Source organism: Siphonobacter sp. SORGH_AS_1065 (genome assembly GCF_030818595.1).
GTDB lineage: Bacteria > Bacteroidota > Bacteroidia > Cytophagales > Spirosomataceae > Siphonobacter.
Map to the genome: position 1 here is coordinate 4,200,828 of NZ_JAUTAM010000004.1, position 15,047 is coordinate 4,215,874.

Consider the following 15,047-nt stretch of genomic DNA (forward strand, 5'->3'; position numbering starts at 1 on the left):
TTCTGAATCAGAGAAGGCTCTTCTATTATTTCTTGAGGATTTCTTTATACAAACTTAGATAATCGGCTGCTGATTTTTTCCAGGAGAATAACTCCACCCTTTCCTGTGCTAGTTTTACTTTATCGGAATGGGGAAAATCGGATAACCCCTTTTTGACTACCTCAGCCATTTCTTCAGGCTCGAAACTAGTGAAGTAATAAGCGGCCTCTCCGCCAATTTCAGGCAAAGCCGTATGATTAGACAGGAATGTGGGTTTGTGATAATAATAAGCCTCTAAAACCGGCAAGCCAAACCCTTCGGCAATGGAAGGAAAAACGAAGGCCGTACAGTGCTTGTAATACCAGTGTTTATCCAACTCAGAAACTTCCCCAATCAAATGAATGCGGTCCGGGCTAATGCCATGTTCTTGGCATTCATCCAGAATACGCTGGTAATAATCCTTACCAGATTCATCCAGCCGACCCGCAATCACCAGATCAAAATCCAGGTAATGCATCATGCCCGGTAATACATGGAAATTCTTTTTTGAAACCACAGTACCAATCGTAAATAAAAAAGGTCTTGCTGGACGGTACTTAGGCGTATGCGTATCGATTTGTTCCGTGGGAATATTAGGAATATTTACCCCATTGTAAATAACCTTAATATCCTGAATGGGATAATTAAAATGTCGGGCAATATCATGGGCTGCATACTGTGAAATGGCCGTCAGATGATCCGCAGCCTCCACCCATTTGGAAAGATTATACTCGAAATTTTTATATTCCTCCGAATTCGCTGGATACTCGTAAATGTAATTTAAATCGTGAATGGTAAGAATCTTCTTTCCTTTGATTTTAGTAGGCTTAATCAGCGTGGGATGTTGCTGAGTAAAGTGGATTAAATCAAATTCAGAGTAAAATTTCCAAAGCGTTTTATTAAAAACACTTCTGGTTCGATAAGTCGCTTTTCCAAAAACATGATCATCCTTTAAATGGCTCGGCACTAAAAAATTCAAACGGTAATGCCCCGAATTCTGAGTAATGATTTCTCTGGCTAATTCCAAAGTAAAATGATACAAGCCTGTGCTGGAAGTGGCCATTTGGTCAGCCGTTAGTAAAATCTTGCTAGCCATGAAGGGGGATAATGGGATGAGGTAAAAAATTATTAAATAAAATCTGGCTTAACAACCATACGCCCGGCGGATCATGAATGATGCAGTTGATCAGTTTCCCAATTTAATGGATTATTGACAATATAATTAGATATAGTCTGGTAAGATTGTTCGTTACGAATGATGTGTTCCCAGTAATTCCGTTGCCACAATTTACCGTTAAAAGGTCTCCAGTTTTTAGCACTGGAGGCAACCACAAGGGTCGCCCCTACGGTTTCAATTTCCAAAATGGCGTGAAAATGATTCGGCATTACAACGAATTCATGTAAAACAATATTCTTAAACCGTTCAGGCAGTGCTGACCATTGGCTAACCACCATCTGACCAGCTTCGTTTAAGAATAATTCTCCCTTCAGAATTTCCCCAAATAAACATTCCCGGTTCTGAACGCCAATGGTAATGAAATACAATCCCGCCTGCGAGTAATCGTAACCTTTTAGGCGGATAGATCTTCGATGATGAATAGCAGGATTGTATCGTATCATTCGTAGCGGCAACCCTTGTGGTTGTCCTTTATCTTCGTTAACCATTTATAAGATTATTTTTCTATCGTTATCCGTTTTGTGATCGCCGCTTCTTGTCATTATCCATTTTTGCAATTACCTTTTCTTATGGGTATCGACTCTTTCTGTTTCTCTTTTTGATCTTCCATTTCTCTATCCACTATCTTCTCCTGTGGTTACCTTCTCTGATTAATTGACCCTTTTGTTTATAATTACCTCTATCAGAATATTCACAAATACGGCAATCCCATTATAAAAAGCAACCACACGAAAAAAGAGGGGCGGCTACATGAAAAAAGGCAACCACAAAGGTTGCCTCTACATCGTTAATCATCGCTGGCGGATGATCTGCGGTACGAAAGAATATCTTTTTAGCTATAAAATGTTGTCTATGAACGAACTCCTAAAAACTATCGACTACTTATAAATTTCTATCGAGACACTGTACGTAGAGTACAATAAAAAAGCCTTACAGAAACATCTGTAAGGCTCTGGAAATCCGTGGAGAAGATCGGGCTCGAACCGACGACCTCTTGCATGCCATGCAAGCGCTCTAGCCAACTGAGCTACATCCCCGTCTGAAATGTGGGTGCAAAGATGCAGTTTCCAAATGCCTTTGTCAAGAGCTTGAGCGAAATATCTTTCAGGAAATGGTTTATAAATGGGAAAAGGCTTCACTTTTATTCTTTATGCTTCTTCAGATCCACTTCATTATTTCTGATTTTTATATTAGTCTTGTAAACTAATAGACTTTTATTCTTGTTTATCTCACTCGAACGACCAACCTTTGCGGGCGTTCCTCGTTTTAATATAACCTTAAACTGATTTCAATTATGTCCTTAAGACTTGGTGATGTTGCTCCCGATTTTGAAGCAGATACTACGCAAGGCCACATTCATTTCCACGAATGGCTTGGCAATAGCTGGGGTTTATTTTTCTCTCACCCCGCCGATTTCACTCCCGTTTGTACCACAGAATTAGGCCGCACAGCCCTTTTAAAAGGTGATTTTGAAAAACGCGGCGTGAAAGTAATCGCTATTTCAGTGGATGATCTGGATTCACACAACCGCTGGACTCCTGATATCAAGGATGTAACGGGTACGGAAGTAAACTTCCCCATCGTCGCCGATCCTGATCGCAAAGTGGCCGAGTTATACGATATGATTCACCCCAACGCCAGCGAGAAAGCTACCGTGCGTTCGGTATTTGTCATTGGGCCTGATAAAAAAATTAAGTTAACGCTTACCTACCCGGCTTCTACAGGCCGTAACTTCCAGGAACTCCTGCGTGTCATTGATTCTTTGCAATTAACGGCTCAATACCAAGTAGCTACGCCTGCGGACTGGAAAGATGGTGAAGATGTCATCGTTACGCCTGCCGTTTCTAACGACGCTCTGGCAGAGAAGTTCCCCAAAGGGGTGACGCACGTGAAGCCTTACCTTCGGGTAACGCCACAACCTAATAAATAGTAGATGGTTAAGGGGGCCTTCGTTTTAAGTTTTTCGTTACACAAATCGAAAACTATCCCCAGAAAACTGTCAACTCTAAAAATTGCCGGGTAATTTTGCCCGGCAATTTTTATTTCTGATGCCCAAACTAAAGAATTCACGCTTTTCCTCTAATTCCATTTTTCTGGTGGCCGGCAGTCTTTTGATGGTGGCCCTCATTGCTGTTTTTCTTTATTTTAAGTATCGAAATCCAACGCAACTGGAATGGGAGTTTTCCAAATCGGCACGCATTCGTGTTCCCGTGGAATACCCGGTCCATGGCATTGATGTGTCCAAGCATCAGGGTAAAATCGACTGGACGGTTATACACGAAACGCCACTGGCAGAAAACGCCCGGCTGGAGTTTGTTTTTATCAAAGCTACCGAAGGGATTACCATTCAGGATAAACGCTTCAAGGCCAATTATACCGCAGCTCATGCAACTAACCTGCGGGTCGGAGCCTATCACTTTTTCATTCCCTGGCGGGATCCAGTGCAGCAGGCGGATAATTTTGTGAATACGGTTAAGCTCAAATCGGGCGACTTGCCTCCGGTGTTGGATGTGGAGTCTTCGCACCCTCTGAAATCCGACGAACAAACCATCCGGGATATTGATACCTGGCTACAATTGGTAAAAAAGGAATACGGTGTAACTCCCATTATTTATACCAACCGCCGTTTTTACCAGCGATTTATTCGGGGCCATTTTGACGAATATCCGCTCTGGTTAGCTCATTATTCTTCCGAACAACTCTCCGGCGACATTTCCGGTAAACTCTGGTTCTGGCAATATTCCGAGCTGGGCAAACTGAATGGCATCAAAGGCAAAGTTGACTATAACGTTTTCCTGGGTGATCTAAATGAACTCGAGCAAATCTGTATTCCTTAAACTGTTTGGAGTAAACTGTTTAGGGTTTAAAGTTTGAAAGATAAAATCTATTAACGTAAGCAAGACGTTTTACATAACCCCGGAGGGGTTCAACATTAATGAACCCTTTCTGGATGATAATTTGAGAGAGACACTCACCAGTAACATCTGTTGCCAGCGAAAAAGCTGGCAACAGCAGCATAATACCGTTCAAAGAGCAATTATCGTAACCCCAGAAGGATTCAATAATTAGTAGTCCCGGGCTGGATAGCCCCGGATGTTAATCCGAGGAACTGATAACCCAAAAGCTTTTCCTGACAACAACGGTCTCCCCTTTCAGTTACTCTCATTTCTTATCCACCAGACGCGATAAATCGTGTCTCTACGGTAAGGGGTTTTCTAAAAAATTATAAACTCTCTGTCGAGTTATTGCATTTATTCCGGTCAATGCACATTTTTGGGCTCTATTTTCCTTGGATCGATGTTATGCGTTTGTGAATCCAATGTAAACAAGTTGGATTCCTGAAGTTGATTCTTATCCTATATCAGAGCCTTATCTCATGTTGAAATCTATTCCGTTTACCCAGAATCCTGCTTTTTCTAAGCTCTCTTCTCATTTCGAATCCGCTAAATCATTACAAATCAAGGATTTATTCAAACAGGATCCCGAACGTTTCAAGCGTTTTTCGACTCAGTTTGAAGAAATTCTTTTCGATTATTCGAAAAACAGAATCACGGAAGAAACCAAAGCTCTGTTACTCGATTTAGCGAATCAGGCAGAATTGAAAGATGCGATCGAGCAAATGTTTACCGGGCAGAAAATTAATGCAACCGAAGACCGGGCTGTGTTACACGTGGCTCTGCGAAACCGCTCGAATACGCCCATCGAAGTAGATGGCAAAGACGTAATGCCTGACGTAAACGAGGTTCTGGAGAAAATGAAAGCTTTCTCTGCAAAAGTAATTTCTGGCGAATGGAAAGGCTATACCGGCCAGGCCATTACAGACGTAGTGAACATCGGCATCGGGGGTTCAGACCTGGGCCCTGTCATGGTTACGGAAGCTCTCAAGTCCTATAAAAACCACCTGAATCTGCATTTTGTATCGAATGTAGACGGTACACACATTGCGGAAACGCTAAAGTCGGTTAACCCCGAAACAACGCTGTTCCTGATCGCGTCAAAGACATTCACGACGCAGGAAACCATGACGAACGCTCACTCCGCTCGTCAATGGCTACTTGATGCCGCGAAAGAAGATTCAGCCGTAGCAAAGCACTTCGTAGCCATTTCCACGAATGAAAAAGAAGTATCCAAGTTCGGAATCGATACGGCGAATATGTTCGGTTTCTGGGACTGGGTGGGTGGTCGTTACTCGCTGTGGTCGGCCATTGGCTTGTCCATCATTCTAAGCGTTGGTTACGAAAACTTCATTGAGTTACTGGAAGGTGCTCATGCCATGGATAACCACTTCCGCGAAACGGCTTTTGAAGACAACATTCCCGTAATCATGGCTTTGCTGGGTATCTGGTACAATAACTTCTTCGGAGCCGAAACGCAGGTAATCCTCCCCTACGACCAGTATCTGCATCGTTTTGCTGCCTATTTCCAGCAAGGCGATATGGAATCAAATGGTAAATACGTAGGTCGCAACGGCGAGAGCGTGGATTACCAGACAGGTCCCATCATCTGGGGCGAACCCGGTACGAATGGTCAGCACGCCTTTTACCAGCTTATTCACCAGGGAACAAAATTAATTCCTGCCGACTTCATCGCTCCCGCCATCAGCCATAACCCGCTGGGCGAGCACCATAAAATTCTGCTTTCCAACTTTTTTGCTCAAACCGAAGCCTTAATGAATGGTAAAACGGAAGAGGAAGTGATTGCTGAATTCAAGTCAAAGAACGTAAGCCCAGAGGTTTACGAATCGCTGGTTGCTTTCAAAGTTTTTGAAGGAAACCGTCCGACCAACTCCTTCCTCGTCAAACAGGTAACGCCCCGCACGCTGGGTAGTTTGATTGCGGCTTACGAACACAAAATCTTCGTTCAGGGGATCATCTGGAATATCTACAGCTTCGATCAATGGGGCGTAGAATTAGGCAAGCAATTGGCCAGCAAAATCTATCCAGAATTGCAGGACAACCAGCCCGTTGAAGCTCACGATGCTTCTACCAATGGTCTAATCAATGCGTACAAAGCCTGGAGATAAAATTTTGTTACGGATTTCGTAACGTTTCTGTGAAAACCTGCGTAAACTTAGTCAAAGCCCCTCTTTGTCTATGATACGCAGGTTTTTCTTTCTTTTATTCCTATTGAGCTCCCTCGCCGCCAGGGCTCAGGAAATCCCGACTTATTATGAACTACCCCACCGTCGGATTAACCCCGTCCAAAACCCTATGCGTCACCGCTGGTATCTGGGGCTGGAAGGATTTCTTCGCTCGGATCAAGGTGTACTCACTAGTTCGCTGGGTGGCTTAATCACGTCACAGCCTTCGGTAACCAAAGCCAGTTGGTCAGTCTTGGTGGGGTACTCTTATCGGGACCGCTGGAATGTGGAAGCGGGTTATGCCCGGGCTCCCATCCATAATCAACTCACGCTGGTGATTGCTCCGCAACCTTACGATTTTACCTTTAAAAACGAATCCCATGCGGCGGTTATTCGTCTGAAAGCCAAACTATTCTCAACGACTCAACCGAAAGAAAAAGCTGGCTTCTGGCTGACGGGTGGAGCCTGGCTCGTGCCCAATTCCGGGAAGTACGTCGATGGATTCATTATGGAAGGGTATCGCTTTTCACGATTCCACACCGATACCATATCGTTACTGAGTCAAACCCATACCGCCATGCAGGTTACTCCTCTGCTGGAATTAGGGGTAGAATACAATGTTCGGTTGTCTAATCGACTGGAGATGGGCTTTTACGGAAGAAAACTCTGGGGATTTCGACCTTCGATTTACACCGACCTGACATATTCAGAAAATAACGTTCAGACCCAAACGTCAAAACTAACCGGTAACGGAACGGGCTGGAGTTTCGGACTGGCCCTTCGCTACACGTATTCCTTTAAACGAACGATGGCTAATGTGTATGCTTTGAAGGGAAGGTATTAAGTAGTTGATAGGTTTTCGTTGCCAGTTAAAACATTAACATTCAAAGGTTTATAACCGAACAATACATTATCAAATAGTTTAAAGCGGTCTAAAATTCAGAATCGAATAGTCTCATGCGAATTGTAATGAGATGCTTCGTTAGGATTGATAGGCTTGGAATAACGGCAGGTGGGAACCTGCCTTATTTTAGGAACGAGAGGGAATCTCGCTCCAGTAGAGGTTCTTTCGTTGGCTCTGGAAGACAGACGGGATGAACTCACTTCCTTCGCAGTCGCTCGGCTCTAGCCGAGTGACACTATAGCTTGATAGGCCTCTGGCCGATGTTCGCAAGCCTGTTTGGGTTGGGGAAAAGTTGTTGGCTGATCCCCTACTATTTCGCATCCTACCGGCCAGAGGCCTACAGCTAGGTAGTCACTCGGCTAGAGCCGAGCGACTGCGGGAGGAATGAGAGATAATCTCGCACCAGTCGGTCTTAGTTAGTTAAACCAAAATCCTTGATAAAGCCGCCTACCTCACAGATTCCCAAGTAGAGACGCGACTTTATCGCGTCTGGGTAAGAGGCGGTTTTTTGTTACCTCTGTATTCTTTCCTACTCCGTGGTTGGTGTCTGACCAAACACAGTTTGCGTACCCATCACTGGTGAGACACCAGCCATAGCGGGGAAGCCAGACGCGACTTCCTCGCGTCTCGACCCTTTCAAACCCCAAATTTAGGGTTTAACTCCGTTTACTACCTCACAGATTCACCCGCAGTCGCTCGGCTCTAGCCGAGTGACTGCGGGAATTGGCACTTCAAAATCCAAATACTTTAGGTTTTCCTAACATTTAACCTGTTGCCATATTTATTATCTATATTGTCTAGGGTGAAGCTTATTTAAGTTTATAGTTGCAGATGCCTAGTATGCAAACATTCAATCATCTTAAATCTTTCAAATATCATGAAGAAGCTTACTTATATCCTTATCACATCCACCTTATCACTTGCTTCTTGTAGCAAGGATGCTGCAACGCCCGTTTTCCCTAAACAAAAAAATGAAATGGCTAAGGAGGTTTCAGTTTCCATAAAGGGTGCGTCGATGACTATAGGCGGGCCGCTTAAATTATATTAGATAGATAAACCTGCACAATCTTTCTTCTAACTCTTCGCAGTCGCTCGGCTAGAGCCGAGCGACTGCGGGTAAATAGCAACCCTCCCTCTGACCTCTCGAACGCAGGGAGAGGCCTTCTGTGGAAGGGGACGGGCTTAGGTAAGTTACCAAATGGCCCAACAAGCTTGATAAAGGTTATAAGATTCTTCGCTTCGCTCTGAATGACAGATGCTGAGGATCAAGTAATGATGCATTCTGCAGATTGTCCCCGGATGAAATCCGGGGCTATTCGCATTGAACCCCTCCGGGGTTATTTGTCGTAAACTTATTTTAACAATGTTAATCAATAACCCTAACGGGATTTAACATGAGTAGCCCAGGTCTGGATGGACCCAGGCTGGATAGACCCCGGCTGAATAGACCCTAATGAAATCCGGGGAAGCAATTTTTATTAAACTCTTATTTTTAGACAGCCTCTTACAAAAACTTCACTTATCAACCATAAAAAAGCCGGACTTTATGCAAGTCCGGCTTTTCTTAATAAATAACCTTAATAGCTTATAATAAAGTCAGGAAGCTTTTGAAAATGGCGGCCAGACGAATTGCGTCGAATACACGAGCCTGAGACGCACCATGCTGACGAACGCTGGCTTCGTGTGAAGTAACGCACATTTCACAACCATTAATGGCGGAAATCGCCAGGCTTAATAGCTCAAAATATTCTTTACCTAACACTGGATTCATCATGATGCTCATCTTGATCCCAGCGGGCATATTGTTATACGTCTCCGAATCCATGAAGTGACGGAAGCGGTAGAACACGTTATTTGCGTTCATCAGAGAAACGCAGGCGGCTACTTCCTGAATTTCTTTCTCTTCGGCACCTTCGGCTTTCGCGGCTGATTCAATCGCCTCAAGGACTGCTGGAACACTTTTCTCGTTAATCGCTACACCTAAAGCCATCAGGTAAGCTTCTTTTTTATTGATATTCTGCGATTTCAGAACGTTCTGAACGTTAATGCGAAGATCTTTCAGGTAACGGTGATCAGTTGCATTTAAACGGTCAATCCAGAAACTTTCGAATGTTTCGGGAAGTTTGATTTCGGAGAGCAGATTTTTTTTGGTTTCTGAAGCAATGCCAAACATGAGAGGATATGTTTTGGGAAGGATAAATAAATGAAATACAACTCAGGTAGTAACGCCTTTGGCGACCTGTTTAGAAAATAACCCTGACGATTCCTCATCAGGGTTATGGTATCAATGGGAGAATGAATATCTCACTTATGCATTCAGGGTTTCTTCACCTTTTACCCAGTTGCAAGGGCAAAGTTCGTCCGTCTGAAGAGCATCTAATACACGAAGAACTTCGTCAACATTACGGCCTACGCTCAGGTCGTTGGCAGCTACCCAACGAACGATACCTTGAGGATCAACGATATACGTAACACGGTAAGCTACTTTCTCATCAGCCGTTAAGATACCCAGCTCTTCAGCTAAAGATTTTGAAGTATCCGCCAGCATTGGGAATTTCAGGTCACGAAGGTCATCGTGGTTACGACGCCAAGCTGCGTGAACGAATTCGCTATCCGTAGAAGCACCGATCAGGATGGCATCACGGTCAGAGAAATCAGCAAATTTTTGGTTAAATGCAGCAATTTCCGTTGGACATACGAATGTGAAATCTTTTGGCCACCAGAACATTACCATCCATTTGCCAGCGTTTTTATGATCTTCGTTCGTGATGTCGTAGAATTCATTACCTTTTTCAAGGGAAACTACAGACGTTTTTTTGAATTCAGGGAATTGGGCACCTAAGCCCAGCATACCATTTGCCATGGGAAGAAGATTTTATTTTTTAATTGAAATTCAATAACCTTTAAAACCAAATAATTATAAAAATAATACTATTTTTGTTTTCATTTCTAGGAACTGATTACCATTGCTCTTAGAAATGTTTTATTTGGTTTGCGTTGCAAAACAAGCCAACTTTGCTTCATCGAACAAATCAATTATTCTTAAGAAAGAATAAGTTTTTCTAATGACCATCACTCAGCTTGAATATTTAGTGGCCATTACGGACTACGGTCATTTCGGAAAAGCCGCCGAAGCCTGCTCCGTTACGCAGCCTTCCTTGAGTATGCAAATTCAGAAACTGGAAGACGAACTCGAGGTACAATTATTAGATCGGAAAAAGCAGCCTACTCAGCCTACGGAGATTGGCTTACTAATCGTTCAGCAGGCCCGACAGGTTTTACAGTCCTGCGAGAAACTGAAGGCCATTGTGGATGAACGGAAGAATGAGCTTTCGGGCGAGGTACGTTTGGGTGTTATTCCAACGGTGGCTCCTTATCTGGTTCCTTTGTTTCTGAAAAATTTTCTGGATGCTTATAAAGATATACGTCTGAAAATTACGGAACAGACCACTGAAAGTATCATCGAAAAACTAAAGAATGGGCAATTAGACATTGGCCTGATGGCGACGCCTTCACAGGATGATTTACTGAAGGAGTATCCTCTTTTCTACGAAGAGTTACTCGTGTACGTTTCTCCTGCGAATGCCTTATTCAAGAAGAAATACGCCCTGCCCGAAGAGCTGGACCCGAACGAGTTATGGTTACTCGAAGAGGGCCATTGCTTACGCTCGCAAATTGAGAATCTGTGTCAGTTAACCCGGCAAGCGGCTCAATTGCATCAGTTTGAGTATAAAGCGGGTAGTTTGGAGACGCTGAAAAAAATGGTTAATACCTCGGGCGGACTCACGATCTTACCCGAATTAGCCACGCAGGATTTTGATGAAGATCAGGTAGAACTGATTCGTTATTTCAAAACGCCGGCTCCGGTACGGGAAATTGGGCTGGTTACCAATCGCAATTACCTGAAAGAAAAGATCGTAGCGGCTCTTTCCGATGAAATTCAAAAAGTAGTACCGCCCAAAATGCTGCAAATGCAGGAACGGTCCGTGGTTACGCCCTAGTTAACAGAAGAGCCCTACTGATGATCAGTAGGGCTCTCGTTTTTATTGATGATTCTTCGCTTTTTCTTCCCGAATAATATCAGCTTCTTCGTCGCTGGACGTATAAGAAACGTTGGGATCATGTGGGATTACTTCCAATCCGCCCAGCGGTTCTTTTTTCGGACGTTCCCCCTCATTTTCTACTTCTACGGGTTGAGAACGATCATACGTTGCTGAGTCATCCGACAGGGATGGATTTTGCTGATGTGGTTTCTGATCATTTTGAATATTTTCTGAATTTTCCATAGCTATACGGTTTTTATATGATACAGACTATAGTAGAAAAATCAATGCCACCAGCCTTTTTTTATTCTGAAAAGAGCCTTTTTAATGAAGCTCATAAGGCACATGGTCTGACTTAATAATCTGTTTTTCAGGAAGTATGATATGAAACACCGATCCCTTGCCCTCCTCAGATTCTGCCCATAACACCCCGCCGTGATTAATGGCGATTTTTTTACACAAGGCCAGCCCTACACCCGTTCCCGGGTACGTCTCGCGGGTGTGAAGTCGTTTGAATACTTCAAAAATCTGCTCTTTGTATTGAGCCTGAAAGCCAATCCCATTGTCACTAACCGTCACATCATAATACCGCTCCTCTTTAAAAATCAAGCCTTGCTGTTTTACCTCTTCTGCAGACATTACCCGGCAGGCAATGATTACCTGGGGCGTTTCACCGGGTCTGGTAAACTTAAGGGCATTACTGATCAGATTATAAAACAGTTGGTTCATCTGTAACGAAACGGCTTCGATCTGAGGCAGACGATCTACTTGGATGCGGGCCGATTTTTCCTGAATGGATAATTCAAAATCACTAATCACATTTCGAATTACCTCATTGAGATCGGTCATCGTATAAACCCGATCGGACTTTAGCAAGCGGGAGAATTCCAGCAGATCTTTGATTAATAAGGTCATTCGTTCGGAAGAATTAACAACCTTTGCCAGCGAAGTCCGGGCTGCTTCTGGCAGTTGGGGCATTTCCTGAATAATCCCCGAAAACATTCGGATTTTACGCAATGGCTCCTGCAAATCATGGGAAGCTACGTAAGCGTATTGCTCCAGTTCCTGATTAGAGGCCTGCAATAACTCGTTGGCTTTCTGCAATTCCATCGTTCGGATGCTCACCAACCGTTCCAGCTCTTTTGCCGTGCGTTTTTCGGCGGTGACGTCCCGAACAGTTCCACTTAGCAAATACGGTTTTCCCTGCTGATCGTAAGAAACTTTCCCCTGAGCCTGAACGCTTCTTTCTTCACCTGTTTTCAGATGAATTACCCGAAATTCAATGGAGTAATGATCTTTCATACCAGGGGTTAAGACCTGCTTGACTACGCCAGAAACCCGTTCACGATCTTCTGGATGTACGGCTGACATGAAAGCAGAAAAGCCATGGCTGGAATTTTTAAAACCAAACCAGTCTGAAACCCGATCAGAATACGTGAGGGTATCCGTGACCAAATGGCGGCTCCAGGTTCCTAACTCGGCCAGAGCAATGGCGGACCGGAGGTTTTGTTCAGCATCCTGTACCTGCTGTTTGGCATTTACCAGAGCCGTAACGTCGGTAGCCGTATTCATAACTCCATAAATTACCCCGTTCGAATTCCGAAGTGCTTTATACACAAAGCTGAAATAATGGGTCTGGAGTTTGCCGCCAATCATCAGGTCCACCCGATCTTCCGTAGCGACATACGGCACTCCCGTCTGATATACCTGATCGAGTAATTTGTAAAATTCCTGAGAATCGAGTTCTGGCAATACTTCCCGAAAGGTTTTCCCAATCACGGAAGCATCCCGGCCCCAGGTATCCAGCACGGCCTGATTAGCCATGCGAATCCTCATTTCAGTTCCCTCGTAAATGGCAATAGGCGTAGGCGAATTAACAATAAAGCTACGGAAACGCTCTTCGCTAAACTGTAACTCTTTCTTTGATTTAATCTGATCGGTAACTTCGGTAGCTACAATACTTACGCCTATGATTTGTTCATCGGAATCACGTACAGCCGCATAAACGAAGTTAAAGTAACAGGCTACTTTTTGCCCATTACGAATGACCTGCGTCAAGATTTCGTATCCGTAAAAAGGCTTACCCGTTCGATATACGTCCCGTAAAAGCTCCAGAAATCCCTGTCCTCTTAACTCAGGTAATGCGTCCATTAGGGGCATACCAATGATCTTCTCATCTCTCCCCCACAGGTTCAGAATGGATTCATTAGCGGTTTCTATGACCATATCCCAGCCTTTTAAAAGGCCAATGGCCACCGGAGCCTGTCCGACGAGGTTTCGAAAACGACTTTCGCTTTCACTTAAAGCCTGCTGGGTCAGGATTTCTTTTCGCAGGTCCCGCAGCATAAACCCTCTTGCGATGGGTTCATTGTTAGACTCATCCCGAATAAGAATACCGTTGGCGTAAACCGGAATAATTTCACCCGTTTTGAAGTGCCGAATCTGAATTTCACCTGCCCAGTGTCCTTCTATAACCATAGCGGGCAAAACAGTTTTCTCCAGAGACTGATACTGCTCGGTCGAAAAAAACTCAGAAATTCTGCGGCTCAGTATTAAATCTTCAGCTTCAATTCCGGCCAGTTTTTGCCCCGCCTGATTAATGTAGGTCAGGTCACCATGTAGCGTAAAAATCGCCATGAATTCCGAGCTATTTTCAACTAAAGCCAGTAAGCGTTTCTGTTGATCTCGGGCCGATACTTCTTCTGTAACGTCCTGGATAATCGAGAAAAATCGGCTTTCTTTGGGCTCATCCCCCAGGATCAGTGTGGTATGTAAAACAACCCAGATCACCTTGCCATCTTTCCGAATGTATCGTTTTTGTTGCGTAAACGTAGTTTCTTTCCCCGTAATCAGGCTATTAACCCAGGGCTGATGGTTAAGGTCTTCGGGATAAGTAATGAGTTTATAATTCCCCTGATACAATTCATCGGCGGCGTAACCGGTCAGCTCAGTAAAAGCTTTGTTGACCAGAAGAAAATTACCATCCGTATCTGCAATAACAATACCGAGCAGGGCATAGTCGAAGGCCGCCTGAAACTGCTTTTCCACATTTTTCAGAGCGGATTCTTTTCGTTTGTCTTCGGTAACGTCCCGCACAGCACCCGTGAAATAATCGATAATTCCCTCGGGACTATAATAAGCCTTTCCAATCAGCCGAATGTGTAACGTCTGATTGGGCAATACGTAGCGAAAATCAATGCTGGCGGCATCGGCTGTGCCGGCTTTTTGCGGGTTCTCTATTCCCGCTTTCAGTACAGGGAGGTCCTCCGGGTGCACGTGGGAAAGGAAATCATCTAATAACAACGAAGAATCAGTCGAATGAAATAATTTTTGGCATTGAGCGTCCCAGGTAATCATGCGATTTTTGAGAGACATGCTCCATATCCCAACGCCCGCAGAAAGTAGAGCCAGACTGATGTATTCTTTATACTGTTGGTACTCTTCCTTTAAACCCTTAGTCTCTGTCAAATCCTCCAGCGTACCAACCATGCGACCCACACCTCCTTCTTCTCTCACCAAATAGGCTTTGGCCCGTACATAAGCCCAGGTTTGGTTCGGCAGTAGTAAACGAAACTCTTCCGACCAGACGTCCTGGTTACTTTTAAATGCTTTTTTTAGCTCTGATCGAACATTAAAAACATCTTCAGGATGAATTCTGTTTTGAATATATTTTTTCAGCGATTGCCCTTCTTCCAGAGGTAAAGAACCAAAATTCGCTTCAAAATCATCATTATTCCACCACTGATCAGTCTTCAAATTCCAGTCCCAGTTTGCCTGGGGAGCTAGCCGGGCCAGCCATTCGGTTCGATCCTTACTCATACTATT

At 44.1% G+C, this 15,047-nt stretch carries 11 protein-coding genes and 1 tRNA gene; 5 read left to right on the forward strand and 7 right to left on the reverse strand.

Translation table 11 applies throughout. The annotated features are described in order from the left end of the window. Window positions 1-25: 25 nt before the first annotated feature. The 3 genes from QE390_RS18185 to QE390_RS18195 all read right to left on the reverse strand — a co-directional run bounded on the left by QE390_RS18185 (window position 26) and on the right by QE390_RS18195 (window position 2,232). Window positions 26-1,114 (reverse strand): glycosyltransferase family 1 protein, encoded by a 1,089-nt coding sequence (locus QE390_RS18185; RefSeq protein WP_307143219.1) that lies wholly within the window; start codon window positions 1,112-1,114, stop codon window positions 26-28. A 71-nt stretch (window positions 1,115-1,185) separates the two neighbouring features. Beyond that, window positions 1,186-1,683, reverse strand: a complete 498-nt coding sequence (locus QE390_RS18190; protein WP_307143220.1) for a transposase — start codon at window positions 1,681-1,683, stop codon at window positions 1,186-1,188. 475 nt (window positions 1,684-2,158) lie between these two features. Then, window positions 2,159-2,232 (reverse strand) — tRNA-Ala (locus QE390_RS18195). Between the two features lie 257 nt (window positions 2,233-2,489). Here QE390_RS18195 and QE390_RS18200 point away from each other — a divergent pair. The 4 genes from QE390_RS18200 (at window position 2,490) to QE390_RS18215 (ending at window position 7,119) form a co-directional block, all read left to right on the forward strand. Further along, on the forward strand, window positions 2,490-3,125 hold the full coding sequence (locus QE390_RS18200; protein ID WP_307143221.1) for a peroxiredoxin: 636 nt from the start codon (window positions 2,490-2,492) through the stop codon (window positions 3,123-3,125). Window positions 3,126-3,243: 118 nt separating this feature from the next. Continuing rightward, window positions 3,244-4,032 (forward strand): glycoside hydrolase family 25 protein, encoded by a 789-nt coding sequence (locus QE390_RS18205; RefSeq protein ID WP_307143222.1) that lies wholly within the window; start codon window positions 3,244-3,246, stop codon window positions 4,030-4,032. A gap of 539 nt (window positions 4,033-4,571) precedes the next feature. Beyond that, the gene (pgi, locus tag QE390_RS18210) at window positions 4,572-6,218 is read left to right on the forward strand and encodes a glucose-6-phosphate isomerase (RefSeq protein WP_307143223.1); all 1,647 of its coding nucleotides are present in this window, start codon (window positions 4,572-4,574) and stop codon (window positions 6,216-6,218) included. Between the two features lie 70 nt (window positions 6,219-6,288). Next, complete coding sequence (locus QE390_RS18215; RefSeq protein ID WP_307143224.1) at window positions 6,289-7,119, forward strand: hypothetical protein; 831 nt, start codon at window positions 6,289-6,291, stop codon at window positions 7,117-7,119. A gap of 1,645 nt (window positions 7,120-8,764) precedes the next feature. On the opposite strand, the gene QE390_RS18220 is transcribed toward QE390_RS18215, so the two are convergent. Together QE390_RS18220 and QE390_RS18225 are read right to left on the reverse strand one after the other, a co-directional pair. Then, a complete protein-coding gene (locus QE390_RS18220; RefSeq protein WP_106638300.1) occupies window positions 8,765-9,352 on the reverse strand; it encodes a carboxymuconolactone decarboxylase family protein in 588 nt (195 codons plus the stop codon). 135 nt (window positions 9,353-9,487) lie between these two features. Beyond that, the gene (locus QE390_RS18225; RefSeq protein WP_307143225.1) at window positions 9,488-10,042 is read right to left on the reverse strand and encodes a peroxiredoxin; all 555 of its coding nucleotides are present in this window, start codon (window positions 10,040-10,042) and stop codon (window positions 9,488-9,490) included. Window positions 10,043-10,244: 202 nt separating this feature from the next. Between QE390_RS18225 and QE390_RS18230 the strand changes: the two genes are divergently transcribed. After that, complete coding sequence (locus tag QE390_RS18230) at window positions 10,245-11,180, forward strand: hydrogen peroxide-inducible genes activator (RefSeq protein ID WP_307143226.1); 936 nt, start codon at window positions 10,245-10,247, stop codon at window positions 11,178-11,180. A 42-nt stretch (window positions 11,181-11,222) separates the two neighbouring features. Here QE390_RS18230 and QE390_RS18235 read toward each other — a convergent pair whose 3' ends face one another. Both QE390_RS18235 and QE390_RS18240 read right to left on the reverse strand, forming a co-directional pair. Beyond that, window positions 11,223-11,465: a hypothetical protein gene (locus tag QE390_RS18235; protein ID WP_106638298.1), complete on the reverse strand. Its 243-nt coding sequence runs from the start codon at window positions 11,463-11,465 to the stop codon at window positions 11,223-11,225. An 81-nt stretch (window positions 11,466-11,546) separates the two neighbouring features. After that, window positions 11,547-15,041 carry a PAS domain S-box protein gene (locus tag QE390_RS18240; RefSeq protein ID WP_307143227.1) on the reverse strand — a complete coding sequence of 1,165 codons (3,495 nt, stop codon included), beginning with the start codon at window positions 15,039-15,041 and terminating at the stop codon, window positions 11,547-11,549. Window positions 15,042-15,047 lie beyond the last annotated feature (6 nt).

Excerpts from the sequence above, each read along its gene's own strand:
- QE390_RS18235 (WP_106638298.1), bottom strand. The coding sequence starts at position 11,465 with ATGGAAAATTCAGAAAATATTCAAAATGATCAGAAACCACATCAGCAA.
- QE390_RS18225 (WP_307143225.1), bottom strand. The coding sequence starts at position 10,042 with ATGGCAAATGGTATGCTGGGCTTAGGTGCCCAATTCCCTGAATTCAAA.
- QE390_RS18205 (WP_307143222.1), top strand. The coding sequence starts at position 3,244 with ATGCCCAAACTAAAGAATTCACGCTTTTCCTCTAATTCCATTTTTCTG.
- QE390_RS18220 (WP_106638300.1), bottom strand. The coding sequence starts at position 9,352 with ATGTTTGGCATTGCTTCAGAAACCAAAAAAAATCTGCTCTCCGAAATC.
- QE390_RS18190 (WP_307143220.1), bottom strand. The coding sequence starts at position 1,683 with ATGGTTAACGAAGATAAAGGACAACCACAAGGGTTGCCGCTACGAATG.
- QE390_RS18240 (WP_307143227.1), bottom strand. The coding sequence starts at position 15,041 with ATGAGTAAGGATCGAACCGAATGGCTGGCCCGGCTAGCTCCCCAGGCA.
- pgi (WP_307143223.1), top strand. The coding sequence starts at position 4,572 with ATGTTGAAATCTATTCCGTTTACCCAGAATCCTGCTTTTTCTAAGCTC.
- QE390_RS18230 (WP_307143226.1), top strand. The coding sequence starts at position 10,245 with ATGACCATCACTCAGCTTGAATATTTAGTGGCCATTACGGACTACGGT.
- QE390_RS18185 (WP_307143219.1), bottom strand. The coding sequence starts at position 1,114 with ATGGCTAGCAAGATTTTACTAACGGCTGACCAAATGGCCACTTCCAGC.
- QE390_RS18200 (WP_307143221.1), top strand. The coding sequence starts at position 2,490 with ATGTCCTTAAGACTTGGTGATGTTGCTCCCGATTTTGAAGCAGATACT.
- QE390_RS18215 (WP_307143224.1), top strand. The coding sequence starts at position 6,289 with ATGATACGCAGGTTTTTCTTTCTTTTATTCCTATTGAGCTCCCTCGCC.